The sequence below is a fragment of the Mesorhizobium sp. M1329 genome (assembly GCF_040318035.1).
In the GTDB taxonomy this organism is placed as follows: Bacteria; Pseudomonadota; Alphaproteobacteria; order Rhizobiales; family Rhizobiaceae; genus Mesorhizobium.
On record NZ_JAMYLN010000007.1, the window covers coordinates 209,595 to 229,505 of the forward strand.

A 19,911-nucleotide genomic window follows, 5' to 3' on the forward strand; every position below is an offset into this window, starting at 1 on the left:
GCAGCGTTTCCTTTTTGCCGGCGCTTGGTGTAACCAACGCACACCTCCTCACCGGGCAATCGCTGTATGCTCTATCTCCGCTCGCTGGCGTTCAATCTCGCCTTCTACCTCAATTTGATCGTCCAGATGATCCTCTGGACCCCGTATTATTTCCTGTCGCCGCGCCATCGCGCCTGGTTCGTGCCGAAATTCTGGTCGCGCACCAGCATGTGGCTCTACGACAAGATCGCCGGCACCAGAAGTGAGATCATGGGCCAGGAAAACCTGCCTGAAGGCTCCTTCATCCTGGCGCCGAAGCACCAGTCCTTCTGGGACACGATCGCTTTCCTGCCGTATCTCGACGATCCCGTTTACATATTGAAGCGGGAGCTGACCTGGATCCCGTTCTTCGGCTGGTACATTTTGAAGATGCGGATGATTCCTGTCGACCGCGGCAGCCGCTCGAAGGCATTGAGGACGGTGATCGCCGCGACCAAACAGGAATTGGCGCGCAATCCGCGCCAGCTGATCATCTATCCCGAGGGCACCCGCCGGGCGCCGGGCGACGAACCGGTCTACAAATACGGCATCGTCGAACTCTATGCGCAACTTGGCATTCCGGTGGTGCCGGTCGCTCACGTCGCCGGCCTCTATTGGCCGCGCCGCAAATTCCTGCGCTATCCCGGCACGATCAAGGCGCGCTTCCTGCCGCCGATCCCGCCCGGCCTCGGCAAGGACGAATTCATGCAACGGCTGATCGCCGAGACGGAGGCCGCCTGCGACCAGCTCCTCGTCGAGGCGTCGCAGACGCCGTACCCGCCGCCGATGCCGCCGACGGCGGTGAAACGGCTTGGTGAGCTGGACGCGAAACCTGAATTGAAAGGCTGAGGCAACGGCCGCGGATGCCAGAAGGGCTCACGGCAGGGCAGCCAGGGCGGCTGTTGCAATCAGCGTCACCGCAAACACCCGATTGATGATCCGCGAGGCCAGCGGTTGGCGCAGCAAACGTGCAAAAGCCGCGCCGGCGAGAAGCCACAAGAGATGAATGGCAACGATCATCAAGGCGAGAACCGTCAGCTTGGCTGAAATACCAAGACCGCCGGCGCCGGAAGACGCGCCGGCGAACACGGCGGCAATCGCCACATAGGCTTTCGGGTTGGCAACCGCCAGAAGGAACCCGCCAAGGAAGGTGGGAAGCGCCACTCCACCGACGCGCGCCGTCAGTGGCGGCGCCGTCGCTATCTTGAACGCCAGGTAGAGGATGTAGGCTGCCGAAGCAACCGCCAGCAGCGCTGCGACCTTTGGCAGCGCGGTGAGAACAGCCATGATGCCCGTCGCCACCACCAAAAGCACGAGGACCGTGCCGACAACGATCCCCGAGGCATAGCGGAGCGAATCGCGCAGGCCGAACGCGGCACCGACCGCGGTGACACTTATCGTCGCCGGCCCCGGGCTGCCCATGACGATGGCCGATGCCAGCACGAGCGCCAGCAATTGCTGCCATAGCTGCTGATCGAGAAGAACCTGTCCGGCCATGCGGCGTCCTGCATCCTGTGACGATGCAGGGACGGTAGGACAAGGCAGCGGTGCCGGTCTTGAACGATCGTGCGCGGCTATGCGCTGGCCTTGTCGAGCTCGGCGATATCGTCCGGGCTGAGCTGCAACGACGCGGCACGCACCAGGCTGTCGACCTGGTCGAGCGTCGTCGCGCTGGCGATCGGAGCGGTGACGCCGGGCCGCGCCATTACCCAGGCAAGCGCCACTTCCGCCGGCTTGGCCGAATGTCTGGCTGAAACGGCATCGAGCGCTGAGAGAATGCGCATGCCGCGCGCGTTGAGATAGCCTTTCACACCGCCGCCGCGCGGGCTTTTGCCGAGGTCGGCTTCGCTGCGGTACTTGCCGCTCAAAAATCCCTTGGCGAGGCTGAAATAGGTGATGACGCCGATGTCCTCGGCCACGCACAGGTCACGCAGCGGACCATCGAAGGACGAGCGGTCGTGGAGATTGTATTCCGGCTGCAGCACCTCGTAGCGCGGCAGGCCGCGCAGGCTTGCCACGTCGAGTGCGGCGCGCAACTGGGCGGCGTCGAGGTTGGAGGCGCCGGCATAGCGGATTTTGCCCTTGTCGAGCAGTTTCTGGTAAGCGCCGAGCGTTTCCTCATAAGGGGTGGCCGGATCAGGCCAGTGCGACAGATAGAGGTCGACAGTATCGACCTGCAGCCTCTTCAGCGAGGCGTCGATGGCCTTTTCGATATAGGCGGCGGACAGGTCCCTTTTGCCCTGTCCCATATCCGAACCGACCTTGGTGATGACGACAACCTTGTCGCGGTTACCACGGCTCTTCATCCATTTGCCGATGACGGTTTCGGATTCGCCGCCCTGGTGGCCGGCAATCCAGCGCGAATAGGAATCGGCCGTATCGATGGCGTTGAAACCGGCGTCGACAAAGCGGTCGAGCAAGTCGAACGAGGTTTTCTCATCGGCAGTCCAGCCGAACACGTTGCCGCCCAGAACCAATGGCGCGATGGATAGGTCGGTGCGACCGAGACGACGCTTCTGCAAGGCTGATCTCCATGATGATTCATGCTGGGGCGGGTGGGAGCCGCCGACCGGGCTAACCTATGTCGCGCCGCGGCGACGTCAAACGCATAGCCTCCTTTCCAGCCCGCCGGCGCTTCACAAAACCGCGACCCGCCGCGCCGCGTCCCGGATATCCAAACCAGCAGCCTCTGAAGAAACGATCTGGCAAGTTTAGCACATAGATTGTCAAATCTGCCAATTCTGACTTTTGCCGGCCGATCGTAGGTTCCGCGGCGCCGACGCAAGTCTCGGAACGGTCTGGCCGGGCCCAGACTGTTGGCCTCGGATCGTTTGTTATGGAGAACGGCATGAAAGCAATTGTATTTGACGCCATCGGTTCGCCGCGCGACGTGCTCTACATGGGCGACCTGCCGATGCCGCGGATCGGCGACGGCGAGGTGCTGGTCAGGATGGTCTCGGCCTCGATCAATCCGGGCGACTTCCTGTTTATCCAGAACCTCTATCCCGAACCGAAGAAGCCGCATTTTCCCCAGCAGATCGCCGGAAATCATGGCGCCGGCATCGTCGAGGCCGTCGGCGCAAACGTCCCGTTGGAACCGGGCACGCTTGTAGCGTTCAGCTATTATGGCAGTTGGGCCGAGTACGCGGCCATTCCCGCCGAACGGCTGATCCTGTTGCCTGCCGGCTATCCCGTCGAACGCGCCGGGCAGATGGTGAACCCCATTACCGCGTGGGATCTGCTGACGGATTCCCGTGTGCGGCCCGGCCAGTGGTTGGCTGTCACGGCCGGCTATTCGTCGATTTCGACAATGGTGATGCAGTTCGCCCAACGACGCGGCATCAACGTCATCGCACTTGTGCGGCGCTCGCACCAAAGCTTCGACCTGAAAACGCTTGGCGTCGCCGCCATTCTTGACCTTTCGGACTTGAAGGCAAGTATCCGGGAAGCGGTGATGGATATCACCGGTGGCGCCGGATTGAACGGGATTATCGACAATGTCGGCGGACCTGTCAGCGGCGAATTGATCCGCACCCTGGCGCTTGGCGGACAGATGGTGATCAATGGCGGCATGAGTGCCGAGCGCTTCGAACTGCACAATTTCGATGTCTTGCTGAGCGGCGTCGAGATCAGGGCGAATATCTATCGCTATTTCTTTTCGCCGCCGGCCGAAGCCGACCGGCCTGTCCTACGCGAGATCATCGACATCTTCGGCCAGCCGGGCTTCCACATTCCTGTCGGCGGTCTCCACGCGCTGACCGGGTTCAAGCTTGCCGTGGCAAACAGCCTGGATCGCGCCGATCTTGGCAAACAGATTTTCAGGATGTAGCCCGCGTCACGACACCGAAGCTACGACGCGATCCGTCTCGTCACGTCTTCCAGCCAGTGATCGCTTATACCCAGTGCTTCGAGGTGCTCCAGCGTGCTGAGCACGTAATCCTCATTCCTGCCCGACTGGCCGACGGCGCCGCGAACGACGGCCGCCGCCTCGGCCGGGTCGAGCGCACCGGCATATTGCTCATGGCTGCGGTCCACGACATAGGCAACGGCTTCGACCGTCTCGCTCCCATCCGTTTCACTCTTGTCGAGGCGAACGCTGAGCACACGTTCGAGATAGACGTTGGTGACCAGTTCACGCTCGCGCAGATAGGAGATGACCTCGTTGCGCAGCTCGCCTGGGACCCGGAACGCCAGCCCGATGCAGGAGCCGCCGCGGTCGAGCCCGAGCACCAGGCCCGGCCGTTCGCGCGTGCCGCGATGCACGAAAGAATAAACGCAGAGCGAACGGCGGTAGCCATGCAGGCGGGCACGCCGCGTCTCGACATGCGCGAATCCGGGCCGCCAGATCAGTGAGCCGTAGCCAAAAACCCAAAAATCGCCCATATCGCCAAGCCTGATTGTGACGAACCACTCCACCGGTGGTGTTTCAGTCCGTCTACCTGTTGTTGCCGCAAGCGACAGCCCGCCCGTGCCACCCGCGTTAACGAAAGCCGCAGCATGACGTCAAGTGACGAGCGCCCGCCGCCCAGCCAACGTCGCCGCTTGTTGTGGCTTGCTGCTTTCATCCTCGTGCTGTTCGGCATCTACAGCGCCGGCTGGTTCTACCTGGCGGACCTGGTCGAGAGTGCAACCGACAAGGCGGTCGCCGATCTCGACGGCAACGGCATCAAGGCCGACTGCGCCAATCTCGCGGTCAGCGGCTATCCCTTCAGCTTCACCCTTTCCTGCGACAGCCTGGCTTACGAGGACGACAGCCGCAACGTCGCGGCATCGACAGGCAAGATCAACGCCGCCACGCAGATCACCCGGCTTTTGTCGCCTGCCGCCGAGCTCAGGGGGCCGCTCAGGACCTCTGTTCCCGGCATGACCCCGCTCTGGATCGACTGGGATAATCTGCGGGCCGACATGAAGCTCTCCTGGCCGCTGCCGAGACGCCTCTCGCTGCAGGCAGAAGGCCTGTCCGGCCAGACCGATCCGGCAGACGACACCGATCCCGTCTCGCTGTTCAGCGCCGGAACTGCCATCGGGCAATTGCGCCCAAACGGCCCGGACATCGACTATGCCGGCAATTTCACCGATCTCGAAATCGACGCGGCGGCCATCGACGGGCGCGTCTTGCCGCCGCTCGACGGCAGCGGCGACGTGACGCTGAAGAACGGCGTGACGCTGATCAAGGCAAATCCGAAGAGCCTGCGCGGCCAGGCGGCCGAAATCCACGAGCTCGATCTGTCGTCCGGAACTGCGCGCATCACCGTTTCCGGACCCCTGTCGGTCGATGACGACGGTCTCATAAATGCCGACTTGACGATCAGGCTCAATGATCCAAAGGCCGTGGCGGCGATCCTCGCCACCGCCATCCCCGAGCAGAAGAAAGAGATCCAAACCGGCTTTGCCGGACTGGCGCTGCTCGGCAACCAGCCGTCGATGCCGCTGAAGATCGTCAGGGGCAAGGCCTCGCTCGGCTTCATCCCGCTCGGCAAGATCAAGCCGCTCGACTAGAGGTCTGGCCTGCAACCGGCCTGCAGCGGCTTATCCCTTCGGCGGGTGTTCGACTGCCTGGCGGCCGAAATCGGGTACGTCGATATCCTGGCCGGCCTCGATGATCGAGCGGCGGACGGCGCGGGTGCGGGTGAACAGGTCGAACAGCTTTTCGCCGTCGCCCCAGCGGATGGCCCGCTGCAGCGAGGAAAGATCCTCGGAAAACCGCGCCAGCATTTCGAGAATGGCGTCCTTGTTGTGCAGGCAGACGTCGCGCCACATGGTCGGGTCGGACGCCGCAAGACGGGTGAAGTCGCGAAAGCCGGAAGCCGAGTATTTGATGACCTCGGACTTGGTCACCGACTCCAGATCATCGGCGGTACCAACGATGTTATAGGCGATGATGTGCGGCAGGTGCGAAACGATGGCCAGCGTCATGTCGTGATGCTGCGGGTCCATCGTGTCGATGTTGGAGCCGCAGCGGCGCCAGAATTCCGAGAGCTTTTCCAGTGCCGCAGGATCGGTGCCGGGCAGCGGCGTGAAGATGCACCAGCGGTTCTCGAACAGTTCGGCAAAACCGGCATCCGGTCCCGATTTTTCGGTGCCGGCCAAAGGATGGCCGGGGATGAAGTGCACGCCATCAGGCACATGCGGCTGCATCTGCGCGATGACCGAGGCCTTGGTCGAGCCGACATCGGTGAGGATGGCGCCCTTCTTCAGCGCCGGCGCGATCTCCTCGGCGACCGTACCTGAAGAGCCGACCGGCACCGAAACGATAACCAGATCGGCGTCGCGAACCGCCTCTTTGGCATCCGTCGTGTAGGTGTCGCCAAGGCCGAGTTGGCTCGCCCTTGCCAGCGTCGCGTCGCTGCGCGTCGAAATCGCGACTTGGCCGGCGAGCCCCTCGCGGCGGATGACGCGGGCCAGTGACGAGCCGATCAGGCCGATGCCGACCAGCGCGATCTTTTCGAACATCGGTGAAGTCATGGTGCTCTAGCTTTTCAGGAATGTCGCGAGTGCTGCGACAACGCCGCGATTGGCCTCTTCGGTGCCGATGCTCATGCGCAGCGCGTTGGGAAAACCGTAGCCGGAAACGCGCCGCAATATGTAGCCGCGCTGGCTGAGGTAGTCGTCGGCGGCCGCCGCCGAATGCTTTTTGTCCTCGGGAAAGTGGATGAGGATGAAATTGCCGACGCTCGGCGTCACCCGCAGCCCAAGCCCCGCCAATTGCTCGCTCAGCCAGGCCAGCCAGGTCTCGTTATGCGCGACGCTGCGTTCGATGTGCGCGCGGTCGCGGATCGCCGCGATGCCGGCCTCGATCGCCGTCGCATTGACGTTGAAAGGCCCGCGCACGCGGTTGATCGCGTCGATGACGTGCATTGGAGCATACATCCAGCCGATCCGCGCGCCGCCCAGGCCCAATTTGGAGAAGGTGCGGGTCATGACCACGTTTTCCGCGCTGCCCACCAACTCGACGCCGGCTTCATAGTCGTTGCGCCGGACGTATTCGGCGTAAGCGGCATCCAGCACCAGAAGCACGTTTCGCGGCAGGCCGGCATGCAGGCGGCGCACCTCCTGGAACGGCACGTAGGTGCCGGTTGGATTGTTTGGATTGGCAAGGAAGATGATCCTGGTGCGCGGCGTCACCGCGGCTAGGATCGCATCGATGTCGGCGCGTTCATCGGTCTCCTTGACCGTTACCGGGACGGCACCGGCCGACTGTATGTAGATCTTGTAGACCATGAAGCCGTGTTCGGTGATGATGGCTTCATCGCCGGGCGCGAGGTAGGTCTGCGCAAGCAGGCCCAGAATCTCGTCGGAGCCGTTGGAGCAGACGATGTTCGCCGGGTTGAGCCCGTGCACCTCCGCGATCGCTTCCCTCAGGCGCCTGGCGCTGCCGTCGGGATAGACCGCGAGCTTGTCGGCGACCGCGCGCGCGGCCTCTATCGCCTTTGGCGAAGGGCCGAGCGGGTTTTCGTTCGCCGACAATTTGTGGACCTTGGCGACACCTTCAGGCGCCGCGCTCTTGCCGGGCACATAGGCTTCGATCTCCATGATGCCGGCGCGGGGCCTTGGACGTGTCTGATCCGGTGTCTGGCTCATTCCATGAAATCCGTCGAGAGTGCCTCCATCCGGAGGCCGCAGCGGAAATACAAGCCGTGGCCCGGAATGTCGAGGGGCGGCAATTCGGGATCAAGAACTTGCCGTTGACGAAGCCATGCGTCAGTCCTAGAAGAGCAGCGAAAGTTCCGTGGTGATTTGGCCGGTCGGCTTGCAGCCACGTTAAACAACTTGCTAAAGGGCCGTTTGCATCCTGTAACCGGCTTTGCGAAGGCATGGCCGGTTTTTTGTTGCCCTGGCTGGCTGTTGCCCAGACCGGTGGACAGCTGAAGGCCGGGCAAGGAGATGTGATGGTCGCTTTGCGCGCGCGAAAAACCAACAACGAGGCCGACCAGCCGTCGAGCCCGGTGTTGCGTTTCGGCGCCGACAAGCCGCTCAAGCTCGACGCCGGCACGCTGCTGTCGCCGTTCCAGATCGCCTACCAGACCTATGGCACGCTCAACGACGCCCGCTCCAATGCAATCCTCGTCTGCCATGCGCTGACCGGCGACCAGCACGTCGCCAACACCAATCCGGTGACCGGCAAGCCGGGCTGGTGGGAAGTGCTGATCGGCCCCGGCAAGATCATCGACACCGACCGTTTCTTCGTCATCTCGTCCAACGTCATCGGCGGCTGCCTCGGCTCCACCGGCCCCGCCTCGACCAATCCCGCCACCGCCAAGCCTTACGGGCTCGACCTGCCGATCATCACCATCCGCGACATGGTGCGGGCGCAGTTGATGCTGGTCGAGCATTTCGGGATCGAACAGCTGTTCAGCGTGCTGGGCGGCTCGATGGGCGGCATGCAGGTGCTGCAATGGGCGTCCAGCTATCCCGAGCGCGTTTTCTCGGCGCTGCCGATCGCCACCGGCGCCCGCCATTCCTCGCAGAACATCGCCTTCCACGAGGTCGGCAGGCAAGCGGTGATGGCCGACCCCGACTGGCATGGCGGCAAGTATTTCGAGCATGGCAAGCGGCCGGAAAAGGGGCTGGCTGTGGCGCGCATGGCCGCCCACATCACCTATCTGTCGGAAGCAGCGCTGCACCGCAAGTTCGGCCGCAACCTGCAGGACCGCGAAGCGCTGACCTTCGGCTTCGATGCCGACTTCCAGATCGAGAGCTATCTGCGCCATCAGGGCATGACCTTCGTCGACCGCTTCGATGCCAACTCCTATCTCTACATGACCCGGGCGATGGACTATTTCGATCTCGCCGCCGACCATGGCGGCCGTCTGGCCGATGCCTTCGCCGGCACCAAGACGCGCTTCTGCCTGGTTTCGTTCACCAGCGACTGGCTGTTCCCGACCGAGGAGAGCCGCTCGGTCGTGCACGCGCTGAACGCGGCCGGCGCCTCGGTCTCGTTCGTCGAGATCGAGACCGACCGCGGCCACGACGCCTTCCTGCTCGACGAGCCGGAACTGTTCGCCGCCATCAGAGGCTTCATCGCCTCGGCCGCGCGCGCGAGAGGGCTTGGCGCATGACCCCGAAAAGTTGCAGACTTTTCGGATCAGGACCATGCGCCAGGCAAGAGCCGAACGCATGAGCGTCAACCGCGCCCAGCGCGTCGACCTCGAAGTCGTCGCCGATCTCATCCCGCCGCAGTCGCGGGTGCTGGACGTCGGTTCCGGCGACGGCCTGCTGCTCGAATTGCTGCAGGAGACCAAGAAGGTCGACGGCCGCGGGCTGGAACTGTCGCAGCGCGGCGTCAACGAATGCGTGGCGCGGGGCCTGTCGGTCATCCAGGGCGATGCCGACAAGGATCTCCAATTCTATCCCGACAAGGGTTTTGATTTCGTCGTCTTGTCGCAGACCTTGCAGGCGACCCGCAATCCGAAGCTGGTGCTCGACGAGTTACTCCGGATCGGCAATCGCGCCATCGTCTCCTTCCCCAATTTCGGCCATTGGCGGGTGCGCTTTTCGCTGCTCTTCAACGGCCGCATGCCGGTGACCAAGGACCTGCCCTATTCCTGGTACGACACGCCCAACATCCATTTCTGCACCATTCGCGATTTCGTCAATCTGTGCGACGAGCTTGGCGCGACGGTGGAAAAGGCAACCGCGCTCGACGCCAACGGTCAGCGGATCGGCTTCTCGATGCCGTGGTGGTTCTGGAACTTTTTCGGCCAGCAGGCGGTGTTCCTGTTGAAACGATAAAAGCCAACCGTAGCAAATCGCCCCCTTATTCGAGAACGTCGGTGGCCTTGTGCGGGTGCTGGACGCCGTCGACCAAGACCACGTCGGATTGGGAATTGCCGGTGCGCAGCGGCAATATCTCCTGATAGGCGGGCGAGTCGTACCATGCGCGCGCCTGCTGCCTGTCGGGGAACTCGATGATTATGAGGTAACCCGGCCAGGTGTTTTCAACGACTTCCACCTCGCCTCCGTGCACCACGAAACGCCCGCCAAACGGCTCCAGCGTGGCATCGATCTTGTGCAGGTACTCGACGATCTGCGGCCCCGGCGTGACCTGGCGCATATGGGCGACGGCGTAGGCGGTCATGGCGTAACTCCCTGATGGTCGAAAGCCGGACAACCGGCTTGATGGGAGCAGTTTGCCGAGACCTAGTGCGCTGGTCGATTACCCCAGAGGTAATGACACTGAATACAAAACCGGCGCGCCGCTGCCGTCACCTGAAGATATTTCTGCCTGGCACCGATGATTTTGGCGCGCCTGCGCTGTCCTTATCGATGAGCGCGCCTGGATGGTCCGGCGGCCGGGAACAGAGAGGTGATCCATGGGATCGTTGCAAAATCAGAATGTCGTCGTCGTCGGAGGCAGCCGTGGTGTCGGCCGCTCGATCGCGGAGGCCGCCCTCAAGGAGAGAGCGACGGTGCTGGCCGTCGCCCGCGGAAAACAGGCCCTGGCGCAATTTGCCTGGGAGGTCTCGGGCGTGAAGACGCTCGCGGTCGATGCGACGGTGGACTCCGCCCCCGACAAGGTATTCGGCGCGCTGGAGCCGGACGTGCTGGTGATCTGCGCAGGCGCGCTGGCGCCTTCCGCGCCGGTGCACGAACAGAACTGGAAGGCGTTCTCGGCAAACTGGGACACGGACGTCAAGGCGTCGTTCCTGTTTTGCCGGGCCGCTCTGCGGCGTCCGCTCAAGCCGGGGAGCCGGATCGTCTTGATCTCCAGCGGCGCGGCCTTGACCGGCGGACCACCGAACGCCGGCGGCTATGCCGGCGCAAAACGCATGCAGATGTTCCTGGCCGGTCATAGCCAGAAGGAGGCCGATCGACTTGGCCTCGGCCTGCGCTTCATGGCGCTCGCGCCGATGCGCATCATGCCGGAGACCGGCGTGGGCAAGGCCGGCGTCGACAGCATCGCGGCCTATATGGGCATCCAGCCGGCGGACTTCATCGCCGCCATGACCGACATGCAAACGCCGGCCGATGTCGGACGGGCGGTGGTCGCGCTGGCCACCGGTCAGCCGCAAGGCAGTTCCTTCATGGTGAGCGGTAGCGGGCTTGCCCCGGCCGCCTGAGGCGCGCGTAATGCGAACCTGACCCGGAATCCGGATGCAGCCCGAAAGTAGCATGACAGACGCTCAACCACCTCTGGAACCAGCAGGCCAGCCGATCCTCGATCGGCTGGCCTTCGAGAAGGTCACGGCCGCCCATCGCCGCGAGCTCAAGCTGCATTGCTATCGCATGATGGGTTCGTTGCACGAGGCCGACGACCTCGTCCAGGACACGTTGCTTCGCGCCTGGCGCGCCAGGTCGGAGTTCGACGGGCGAGGTTCGGTTCGCGGTTGGCTCTACATGATCGCGACCAACGCTTGCCTCAACGCCATCAAGGCGAGGTCGAGGGCGCACCGCATTCTCCGGGAACCCGGACGGCCGCCCTCGCACGGAGCGGCCATAGGCGGGCCGGTAGCCGACATCGCCTGGCTGGAGCCCTACCCCGACGCCGAGCTTCCAGACATTGCCGGCAGCGAGCCAGGTCCGGAAGCCCGTTACGAGAGCCGCGAGGCCGTCCAGCTCGCCTTCGTCGCCGCCATCCAGGATCTGCCGCCCAGGCAGCGCGCCGCGCTGCTGCTTGCCGACGTCCTCGGATGGTCGGCTGTCGAGACGGCGCGTTTGCTGGGAGGATCGACGGCTTCGATCAACAGCGCGTTGCAGCGCGCCCGCGCAACGCTGGCGGCGCGCTATCCTCAGGGACGGCCGGCCAGCCGATCACGGCCCAGCCCCGAAGAAGGCCTGCTGCTCGAACGCTACATGCAGGCCTGGCAGGCCGCCAATCTCGACAGCTTGATCGAGCTGCTGCGCGAGGACGCCATCTATACAATGCCGCCCTGGCGCGAATGGTATCAAGGCCGCGAAGCGATCCGCGGTTTCTTCGAGACCGTCTGGCCGAGGTTTGGCGGCTTCCGCACATTGGCCACCCGCGCCAATGCCCAGCCGGCGGTCGGGGTTTATTCCCGCAGCCACGATGGCCCTGAATGGCGGGGCCATTCCCTGCATGTGTTCGACGCGGCCGAGGGCGGGATCGCTTCCTTGACGATCTTCATAGGGCCGCTCGGGCCATCTCTGTTCCCGGCCTTCGGCCTGCCGCCAGCCTAGCCTACGCCTGGGCCAGCCTTACCGGTCAAGTTCCGGGAAATATGGGTCCGAGAAAAACCGCCGGTCGCGCTCGCCTTGCAGGCAGTCGATCGGTGCGTCGATGCGGATCGTCCTCGGATCCACCTTGGGATACTCGATGCCGCTGACCTCGAGGATCAGTTTGCGGCGAGTGGCGGTGGAAAATTCGGAAGCAGCATAGATCGGCAGCACGAACGAGCCCGGCCCGCCGGTAACGCATTCGGCATAATACCGGTCGAGATGGCTGAAGGTGGGTGACGGGCTGATCAGGATCGGCAGCCCATTTATGACGATGCCCTTCGCCAGCGCCGCATCGCGTGCCGTTGTGACCGGCAGGCCGGTGTTGTTTGGGCCGTCGCCCGAGACGTCGATGACGCGGCGCTTGCCGGCGAAGGCCGTGCCGTCGAAAAGCTCGGCGCCGAAAGCCACTGCACCGGAGATCGAGGTGCCGCGAAAGCTCCTGAACGGGCGGGCCGCGATCTTGTCGGCGAAAGCGTTGGCGCTCTCCTTGCTGTCGACGACCTGCCAGGCAATGACCCCATCGTCGCGGATGGTGCCAGCCCATTCGAAATAGGCGATGGCGATGCGGCCGGAGGTGCCGGCACGCACGGCGTTGATGAAGTCGGGGTGGCGCAGCGCCGCGACATAGCCAGCGCGCTGCAGGGCAAACTCCCTTTCATCCATCGACTGCGAGATGTCGACGGCCAGCACCAGCTCGACATCGACGACAATTGCATTGGCCGGCGCGGCCGCAGGTGCCGCCGGGGTGCAGGCAAGGCAGGCGAGCAGGGCGAGAGCGTCAAGCATGGCCGATCGGAACGTTCCCATCTGAAACGATCGCGACAGTTTTTCGCCGCGATCGCGGCGAAATAAAGCTTGCCTTCTATTTCTTTCGGCCGGCCGAGGCGATAGCCGGGGGCGGTTCGATGGCACCTGCCCTGATACGGGCCGGCTTGAGTGGCGGTTGGCCGGCATCCTTGACGATGGTCAACGCCCGGCGGAAGAAGCGGGCATAGTGCTGGCCGCGGCCGATATTGAGGATCCCGGCGTCGGGAAGGCGCTTCTCCAGCATCGACAGCACTTGCCTCAGCGTTGGGCCGTCGAACGCGTCCAGCGCCTCGTCGATGATCACCCATTTCGGCCGTCGCAAGGCCAGCCTGGCAAAGGCCAGCAGACGCTGCTCGTCGTCGCTGAGCTCACGCTCCCAGCGCGCCGAGCGATCGAGCGAGGACGACAGGCGTTGCAGCCCGACATCGGCCAGCACCTCCGAGATCTCGGCATCGCTCGCCTCCGCAGCGCCGTCTGAATGGTTGAGCACCTCGCGCAGCTTGCCTAGCGGGAAATAGGGGGTACGCGGAACAAAGATCGGCGCTTCTCCGGCCGGCATGCCGATCCGTCCGCTGCCCCATGGCCACAGACCGGCAATGGCCCGGAAGAACAGCGTCTTGCCGGCGCCCGGATCTCCGGTGAGCATGACCCGGTCGCCGGCGCGGATTTCGACATGCGGCTCGGCAAGCTTGGTGCATCCCTCCGGCGAGGCGATCTCGAGTTTCTCGAAGGTCAGGCTGCCGTCCGGGTTTTCGCCGAACGAAATGCGCCTTTCCGTATGGTGCAGCGCGTCGGTGTCGCCAAGCGCGATGCGGAAGTCGGCGACCCGCATCAGCGTAGCGCGCCAATCGGCGATGCCGCCGATATTGTTGATGAACCAGCGCAGCGAGGAATGGACCTGGTTGAAAGCGCCGACTGCCATCATCAAGCCGCCAAAGCTGATATCGCCGGCAAAATAGACCGGTGAGGCGACAAGGATCGGCGCGACGACAGTGATCCAGCCATAGGTGTCGGTAACCCAGGAAAGATTGATCTGGGCGCTGTAGATGCGCCGCATGGCGCCCAGCACCATGCCGAGATCGAATTCGAGCCGGCGCCTGGCATCGGCCTCGCCATGCGCCAGCGCGATGGCATCGACGTTCTCGTTGACGCGAACCACCGAGGAGCGCAGCTCCGCTTCACGCGTATAGCGATCGTTGTTGAAGCGGATCAGCGGCCGTCCGACCAGCCAGCTCAACCAGGAGGCGGTGCCAGCATAAAGGATCGCCGCCCAGACCATGTAGCCGGGTATGGCCAGCGAATGGCCTCCTATGTGGAAGACGAAGCCGGAAGACAGCGACCACAGAACCCCAACAAAGGAGGCAAGCAGGATGCAGGACTGCAGCAGGCCGATGCCGAGGCCGGTGGAAAGATCGGAGAGATGCCCGGCATCCTGCTGCAGGCGCTGGTCGGGATTGACGCCGATGGCGCCGGCATGGGTCAGCCGGAAGGCACGCGCCGGCCGCATCCATTCGTCGATCAGGTCGAGCGTCAGCGCCTCGCGCAGCTTCAGGCGGAGCATCTGGTCGAGCCAGGTCTGGCCGACATTGAGCACCACAAGCCCGCCGGCGATGCCGGCAAAGACCAGAAGCTGATGCAGGAAAGCCGGCATGTCGCGCCGCGCCAGCGCGTCGTAGAAAGGCTGGTTCCAGCGATTGAGCAGAATCTGCCCGATCGAGCTCGCCACGATGACTGCGACGATGCCGATCGCGGCCCAAAACAATTGCTTTCGCACTGGCGAGGTGGTCAGCGCCAATTTGATTGTTGCCAGCTGCTCACGCAGGCTGCTGGCTTCAATCGACGTGGCAAGCTTCTGGGCACTGGCCTCGACATCCGGAAGATCAGCCATGAGTGGATCCTTGCATTCGGAAGCGGTGCTGAAACCCGGTCATAGAATCGACCGCGTATGCCTTCAATCGGGCAGCCAACCTGTCCGCGACAGATAGGTGAGAAAAAGCCTGCGTCGGATCACGAACGCGTCATCTTGGCGGCGCCAGACGTTCGGTCCGCGACAGCCGGCCAAGCGTCGGCGCGCCATGCGGCGAGAGAACCGGCACGAAGACACGGCGGGACGCGCGCTGGGCAACCGGCACGCCTTGATAGAGCCGCTTCTGCGCCTCGACGACGATAACGCCCGAAAAGATCGGCCAGAAGCGCCGGCCGGCGCGTTCCAGCACATTGTGAAACTGCATCATGAAACGTCGCGGCGACGGCGGGAAGAACAGCGCATCGGACCACGCCGCCGGCGTGAAATTCGCTTCGCGCAGCAATTCGGTGAGCTGGCCGCGCGAGAACGGCCGGCCATTGCCGAAAGGCGTGTGCTCGAAGCGCGCCCAGACGCCGCGCCGGTTGGGCACGACGATGACGACACGGCCGGCCGGCGACAGCACCCGCCAGATCTCGTTCAGCGTCTCGCGCGGGTTCTCGACATGTTCGAGCGAATGGACGAGGAGCATGCGGTCGATGCAGGAATCGACCAGCGGCAGTTCCTCGTCGAAGACCAGGGCGGTCGCCGTCGGCCCGGTCGCCGGCCAGACCACCGCGCCCTGCGTTGCCGGCATGAAGGCAAAGACACGCTCGGCATCGCTGCCGAAGCGCTCCAGCCACGGCAAGGTGTAGCCGAGGCCGACCAGCCGCTCGTTGGGCACGACGGCCCATATCGAGGACAGCGCCATGGTGATCGAGCGTTCGGCCAGGCGGCCGAGCGTGGTCGAATAAAACGAACGGAGATCGACAATGTCAGAATGCATGGGCGGAACGGTAGCTTCGAAGCAGTCCAAGTTCAACAAAGGCAGATGACATCGGCTGGCAGGCGCCCTATGTCTGCGGCAATAAAGGGAGAGATACGATGCCCGTCGAGATCGAACAATTCATGTGCCGCAGCGACAATTTCGGCGTGCTGGTGCATGACCCGAAAAGCGGTGAGACGGCGCTCATCGACGCGCCCGAGGAGGCGCCGATCCTGGCGGCGATCAAGCGCACCGGCTGGACCCCGACGATGATCCTGACCACTCACCACCATCTCGACCATGTCGAGGCCAATCTGGCGCTGAAGGAGCGCTTCAAGCTGCGCATTGTCGGGCCGGAAGCCGAAAAGGCAAAGATTCCCGGCATTGACGAAACTGTCGAGCAAGGCTCGGTCGTCCACCTCGGCGACGAGCGGATCGAGGTCATCGCCACACCCGGCCACACGGCCGGCCATGTCACCTATCATCTGCCGGCGTCGAAAGTGGCATTCGCCGCCGACACTCTGTTTGCGCTCGGCTGCGGGCGGCTGCTCGAATGCAAGCCGCCGGTGATGTACGAATCCCTGAAGAAGCTCGCGGCGCTGCCGGCCGAGACGGTCGTCTATTGCGGCCATGAGTATACGCTGGCCAACGCCCGTTTCGCGCTCACCGTCGACCCGACCAATTCGGCGCTGAAAGAGCGCGCCGCGAAAATCGAGGCGCTGCGCGCCGACGGCAAACCGACGCTGCCAACGACGATCGGCGAGGAACTGTCGACCAATCCGTTCCTGCGCTGGCACGATCCGGCGATCCGCAGGCATCTCGGCCTGGAGAAGGCCTCCGACGCCGAAGTGTTCGCCGAGATCCGCAAGCGCAAGGACAATTTCTGAGCGGCGCCAGGAGCTAGGGTCATGACCAGTTCCGCCGAAATCATCGCCCTGCTCGGCCTGAAGCCGCATCCGGAAGGCGGCTGGTATGCCGAGACCTTTCGCGACGGCGCGACAGGCACGCGCGGCCATTCGACGGCGATCTATTTCCTCCTCGAGAAGGACCAATTGTCGGCCTGGCACCGGGTCAAGGACGCGGCCGAGGTCTGGCATTTCTATGACGGTGCGCCGCTGGCGCTGTCGATACATCGAGAAGGCGGTCCCGTCATCGAGGAGATCCTCGGTACGGCGCTTGCCGCAGGCGAGCGGCCGCAGATCGTCGTGCCGGCAGGCTGGTGGCAGTCGGCACGCAGCCTCGGCGAATGGACCCTGGTCGGCTGCACCGTGGCGCCGGGGTTCGATTTCGCGGCCTTCGAATTGGCCGAACCAGGCTGGCTGCCGGGAACGCCCTAGGCACCTAGCCCAGCAGGAAACCCAGCGTGATCGCTAGCTGGCCGACGTAATACAGCGCCCAGACCGCATGGCGCACCCAGATGCGGTGCGGCGAGATTGCCGGCAGCAGGAACTTTTCCGCGGCGTGCAGCCCGTCGGACAGCATGAGCAGGACGACGCCGCCGACGACCCAGACGCTGTTCAGGCTGAGCGCCGCAATGCCCATGGCAAGCAGTGCCGCGGCATGCACACCGATCGGCAAACGCAAGCCCGGGCCGACGCGGCGCCGGAGCGCGAAAAGCATGGCCAGCACCGACACGATCATCGCCAGCACGATCGCTACCCGCCACGGCTCGGCCGAAAGCAGCCCGAGGCCGCCGCCGGCACGCAGGAACAGCACGACATAAAGCACATGCGCGGCAAGAAAACTGGCCGTGCCGCCAAGAAATGCCTTCTCGCCGTCGCGCGACAGGAAGGCGTCGCCGACGGCGCTGACGCCCAGCGCGGCGACGAGCAGCCATGGGCCGCCCTGTTGCACGACCAGCACCGCCAACATCGCAACCGCCAATGTCCTTGCAGCCGATCGCGAAAGGCGCGGCGGCATGCCGAGGCTGAACGCGTAAATCACCGCCGCCGCCAGCGAAAACACCAGCGTCGCATTGGCACTGGCATCGATGCCGCCGGGAAACGGCATCATGCGTTTGCCTCGCTCGTGGCCCTCTTGCCCAGGAACAGCGATTTCGCCGCCAGTGCCGCGCCGCCGGTGATCAGCACGCAGGCGGCGAGGATGCGCCATGACGGCTCGGCGAAGCCCGCGGCAATCAGCACGAGCGTCGATAGCAGCGGCGCGGCGTAGCTCGCCGCGCCCAGCACCTGGATGTTGCCGCGCTTGACGCCGATGTCCCAGGCATAGAACGCCGCCCCCACCGGCATCAGACCGAGGCCGAGCACGGCCAGCCACTGGCCGGCGCCGGCGGGCAGCACCGTCTGTTCAAGCAACAGATGGCAGACCAGCGAAAGGGCCGCGGTGGCGGCGCAGAACCAGGTGACGATGCTGGTCGGCACCGACGGGAAACGCCGCGACAACAGCGAATAGGACGACCACAGCACCGCACAGACGCCGGCCATGGCGTAGCCGAAGGCATAACGCGCGTCGAAGGCAAGCCCGCCGCCCTTGGTGACGATCAGGACCGTGCCGGCAAGGCCGAGCAGCGCGCCGGCGACGTGGTTCCAGGCCAGCCGCTCGCCAGGCATCAGCGCCGATCCCAGCACGATCAGCAGCGGCCACAGATAGGCGATCAGGCTGGCCTCGACGGCCGGCGCATTGCGCAGCGCGGTGAAGTAGAAGAAGTGGTAGCCGAACAGGCCGGCAATGCCGATCACCCAGACTTTGCGTGGTATCTTCGCGGCGCCGCCGGCTGCCGGCATGAACAGCCGGGCAACCAGCCCGACGCAGGTGCCGATCGTAAAGGTGATTGCCGAAAGCAGGAACGGCGGCACGGCGCCCGAAGCATCCGTAAGCAGCGCCAGCAGCGCCCACATGGCGACCGCGGAGAAGCCGATCAGTGTTGCGCGCGCCATACCCGTCGCCCCCATGCCCGTTGGCGGCGCACCATCACGCCTATTCGTTCGCTTCGAACCGCTCCGCGCTGATCGTCAACGGACCGATTTGCGTGCTGACCGTGGCGCGGATCGGCGCATATACGCCGCTTTGGCCGACTGGTGCAAACGTCACCATGATGCGGCTGCGTTTCTTCAGGTAGTTCAGCGCCTTGCGGTTCTTGCGGTAGCCGGCCACCGGCTCGAAGCCCAGCCTGCAGGTGACCGTATCGCCCTTGTAGCCGGTCACCGAGATCGAGCCTTTGGACTCGTAGGTCAGTTTCAGATCGGCACGCATTTCGCCGTCATAGAGCTTCACCGTGCGCCCGCAGACCTGGTCGAGGCTGTCGGCATGGATAACGGTCGCGGCCATCGGATCGAGGACCGATACGAGATGGCTGCCGGCCAGCGGTATCCAATTCTCGGGATTGCGCTTCTTCGGCTCAGGCACGACCTTGGTCGAGGTGACGACGCCGTTGGCAAACTGGATGTCGATCATCGATGCCTTCTTGCCGGACGTGTAGTCGGCGTGGAACGCTTGCGGCTGCAACTGCTTGCCCGAAATCTTGCCCTTCGACGAGATCGTGCCTTTCGTATCGTCGAACAAAGTGGCGAGCCCGGCGGCGGAAACGCTGCCCTCGATAGAATAGGTGTCGCCCTCGTAATGGCTGGAGAATTTCGCTTTGGCCACGGAGAGGCCGAGGAACGACACCGAATACTCGCCCGTGAAGGATTGCGGTTCTGCGGCCGAAGCCGTTGTCGGCAGCGCGACGGCCAACAGCGCGATCAGGGCATGAAGGAAAGAACGAGGCATGGCGGGTCCTTGATTGTCGACCGGACGGGCGGCTCCGGTCTGGCATGTCCCTGTGCGACCGCTTATAGGCTGAATTCCGGCCTTAATGTGAAAGGCGGCGTCGGCAGGCAACGTTGGGGAGGGTCCAGGGCTAGAAATAAAAAACCCGCCTCGGCGGGCGGGTCGTTGGAGCCAACTGGCACCATACCCAAATTAGTAGCATAGCTGCCGGCACAAAGCAAGAACAAAATGTGGCGCCCTCGACGAATTTGCCGATCTGCCTCGGCCCGGCAGAGGGAAAGGGTTGCGGCTTCACTCCAGCTTGGGTTCCTCGCCCCCACGAAAGTGCTATCGCATTCACACATCTGGGTTGCGCTTTGCGGCGAAGCTCGATTCTATTTCGGCCGGAAAAGCCGAAGGAGGGTTGAATGAC

General features: G+C 64.0%; 21 protein-coding genes and 1 riboswitch. Of the genes, 9 read left to right on the forward strand and 12 right to left on the reverse strand.

Annotated elements, in window-relative coordinates:
* The first annotated feature begins 66 nt into the window (after nt 1–66).
* A complete protein-coding gene (locus NKH21_RS09875; protein ID WP_352668969.1) occupies nt 67–867 on the forward strand; it encodes a lysophospholipid acyltransferase family protein in 801 nt (266 codons plus the stop codon).
* A gap of 27 nt (nt 868–894) precedes the next feature.
* On the opposite strand, the gene NKH21_RS09880 is transcribed toward NKH21_RS09875, so the two are convergent.
* Both NKH21_RS09880 and NKH21_RS09885 read right to left on the reverse strand, forming a co-directional pair.
* On the reverse strand, nt 895–1,515 hold the full coding sequence (locus NKH21_RS09880; RefSeq protein ID WP_352668971.1) for a LysE family translocator: 621 nt from the start codon (nt 1,513–1,515) through the stop codon (nt 895–897).
* A gap of 77 nt (nt 1,516–1,592) precedes the next feature.
* Entirely contained in the window at nt 1,593–2,540 is a 948-nt protein-coding gene (locus NKH21_RS09885) for an aldo/keto reductase (RefSeq protein ID WP_352668973.1), read from the reverse strand.
* Nucleotides 2,541–2,866: 326 nt separating this feature from the next.
* Here NKH21_RS09885 and NKH21_RS09890 point away from each other — a divergent pair, with 326 nt between their 5' ends.
* Entirely contained in the window at nt 2,867–3,847 is a 981-nt protein-coding gene (locus tag NKH21_RS09890; protein ID WP_352668975.1) for a quinone oxidoreductase family protein, read from the forward strand.
* A gap of 20 nt (nt 3,848–3,867) precedes the next feature.
* Here the strand turns inward: NKH21_RS09890 and NKH21_RS09895 are convergent, their stop codons facing one another.
* Entirely contained in the window at nt 3,868–4,401 is a 534-nt protein-coding gene (locus tag NKH21_RS09895; protein ID WP_352668977.1) for a gamma-glutamylcyclotransferase, read from the reverse strand.
* A gap of 114 nt (nt 4,402–4,515) precedes the next feature.
* On the opposite strand from NKH21_RS09895, the gene NKH21_RS09900 reads away from it, so the two are divergent.
* Complete coding sequence (locus NKH21_RS09900) at nt 4,516–5,517, forward strand: DUF2125 domain-containing protein (RefSeq protein ID WP_352668979.1); 1,002 nt, start codon at nt 4,516–4,518, stop codon at nt 5,515–5,517.
* Nucleotides 5,518–5,547: 30 nt separating this feature from the next.
* Here NKH21_RS09900 and NKH21_RS09905 read toward each other — a convergent pair whose 3' ends face one another.
* Both NKH21_RS09905 and hisC read right to left on the reverse strand, forming a co-directional pair.
* A complete protein-coding gene (locus NKH21_RS09905) occupies nt 5,548–6,483 on the reverse strand; it encodes a prephenate/arogenate dehydrogenase family protein (protein WP_352668980.1) in 936 nt (311 codons plus the stop codon).
* Between the two features lie 6 nt (nt 6,484–6,489).
* Entirely contained in the window at nt 6,490–7,599 is a 1,110-nt protein-coding gene (gene hisC, locus NKH21_RS09910) for a histidinol-phosphate transaminase (protein ID WP_352668982.1), read from the reverse strand.
* Nucleotides 7,600–7,737: 138 nt separating this feature from the next.
* Nucleotides 7,738–7,815, forward strand: a riboswitch (SAM riboswitch).
* A 92-nt stretch (nt 7,816–7,907) separates the two neighbouring features.
* Here hisC and metX point away from each other — a divergent pair.
* Both metX and metW read left to right on the forward strand, forming a co-directional pair.
* Nucleotides 7,908–9,077: a homoserine O-acetyltransferase MetX gene (gene metX, locus NKH21_RS09915; RefSeq protein ID WP_352467542.1), complete on the forward strand. Its 1,170-nt coding sequence runs from the start codon at nt 7,908–7,910 to the stop codon at nt 9,075–9,077.
* Between the two features lie 58 nt (nt 9,078–9,135).
* Nucleotides 9,136–9,750, forward strand: coding sequence for a methionine biosynthesis protein MetW (gene metW, locus NKH21_RS09920; RefSeq protein WP_352489406.1), 615 nt, complete (start codon nt 9,136–9,138; stop codon nt 9,748–9,750).
* A 25-nt stretch (nt 9,751–9,775) separates the two neighbouring features.
* Here metW and NKH21_RS09925 read toward each other — a convergent pair whose 3' ends face one another.
* Complete coding sequence (locus NKH21_RS09925; protein WP_352668984.1) at nt 9,776–10,096, reverse strand: DUF1330 domain-containing protein; 321 nt, start codon at nt 10,094–10,096, stop codon at nt 9,776–9,778.
* 235 nt (nt 10,097–10,331) lie between these two features.
* Between NKH21_RS09925 and NKH21_RS09930 the strand changes: the two genes are divergently transcribed.
* Together NKH21_RS09930 and NKH21_RS09935 are read left to right on the forward strand one after the other, a co-directional pair.
* Nucleotides 10,332–11,078, forward strand: a complete 747-nt coding sequence (locus tag NKH21_RS09930) for an SDR family NAD(P)-dependent oxidoreductase (RefSeq protein ID WP_352864567.1) — start codon at nt 10,332–10,334, stop codon at nt 11,076–11,078.
* Between the two features lie 52 nt (nt 11,079–11,130).
* Nucleotides 11,131–12,156, forward strand: a complete 1,026-nt coding sequence (locus tag NKH21_RS09935; protein ID WP_352668988.1) for an RNA polymerase subunit sigma-70 — start codon at nt 11,131–11,133, stop codon at nt 12,154–12,156.
* Nucleotides 12,157–12,174: 18 nt separating this feature from the next.
* Here the strand turns inward: NKH21_RS09935 and NKH21_RS09940 are convergent, their stop codons facing one another.
* The 3 genes from NKH21_RS09940 to NKH21_RS09950 form a co-directional block, all read right to left on the reverse strand.
* Nucleotides 12,175–12,981 (reverse strand): DUF1194 domain-containing protein, encoded by an 807-nt coding sequence (locus tag NKH21_RS09940; RefSeq protein ID WP_352668989.1) that lies wholly within the window; start codon nt 12,979–12,981, stop codon nt 12,175–12,177.
* A 76-nt stretch (nt 12,982–13,057) separates the two neighbouring features.
* The gene (locus NKH21_RS09945) at nt 13,058–14,890 is read right to left on the reverse strand and encodes an ABC transporter ATP-binding protein/permease (protein ID WP_352668991.1); all 1,833 of its coding nucleotides are present in this window, start codon (nt 14,888–14,890) and stop codon (nt 13,058–13,060) included.
* Nucleotides 14,891–15,020: 130 nt separating this feature from the next.
* Nucleotides 15,021–15,791: a class I SAM-dependent methyltransferase gene (locus tag NKH21_RS09950; RefSeq protein ID WP_352489400.1), complete on the reverse strand. Its 771-nt coding sequence runs from the start codon at nt 15,789–15,791 to the stop codon at nt 15,021–15,023.
* 98 nt (nt 15,792–15,889) lie between these two features.
* Here NKH21_RS09950 and gloB point away from each other — a divergent pair, with 98 nt between their 5' ends.
* Both gloB and NKH21_RS09960 read left to right on the forward strand, forming a co-directional pair.
* Nucleotides 15,890–16,657 (forward strand): hydroxyacylglutathione hydrolase, encoded by a 768-nt coding sequence (gene gloB, locus NKH21_RS09955; protein ID WP_352668994.1) that lies wholly within the window; start codon nt 15,890–15,892, stop codon nt 16,655–16,657.
* 21 nt (nt 16,658–16,678) lie between these two features.
* Nucleotides 16,679–17,107, forward strand: a complete 429-nt coding sequence (locus tag NKH21_RS09960; RefSeq protein ID WP_352668996.1) for a cupin domain-containing protein — start codon at nt 16,679–16,681, stop codon at nt 17,105–17,107.
* A 4-nt stretch (nt 17,108–17,111) separates the two neighbouring features.
* Here the strand turns inward: NKH21_RS09960 and NKH21_RS09965 are convergent, their stop codons facing one another.
* From NKH21_RS09965 to NKH21_RS09975, 3 genes are read right to left on the reverse strand one after another with little or no spacing between them, the layout of a single operon-like run.
* Nucleotides 17,112–17,783, reverse strand: coding sequence for a lysoplasmalogenase family protein (locus tag NKH21_RS09965; RefSeq protein ID WP_352668998.1), 672 nt, complete (start codon nt 17,781–17,783; stop codon nt 17,112–17,114).
* Nucleotides 17,780–18,667 carry an aromatic amino acid exporter YddG gene (yddG, locus tag NKH21_RS09970; RefSeq protein ID WP_352669000.1) on the reverse strand — a complete coding sequence of 296 codons (888 nt, stop codon included), beginning with the start codon at nt 18,665–18,667 and terminating at the stop codon, nt 17,780–17,782. The genes NKH21_RS09965 and yddG overlap by 4 nt, the downstream gene beginning before the upstream one ends.
* Nucleotides 18,668–18,707: 40 nt before the next feature.
* Entirely contained in the window at nt 18,708–19,499 is a 792-nt protein-coding gene (locus NKH21_RS09975; protein WP_352669003.1) for a DUF3108 domain-containing protein, read from the reverse strand.
* Nucleotides 19,500–19,911: the final 412 nt, after the last annotated feature.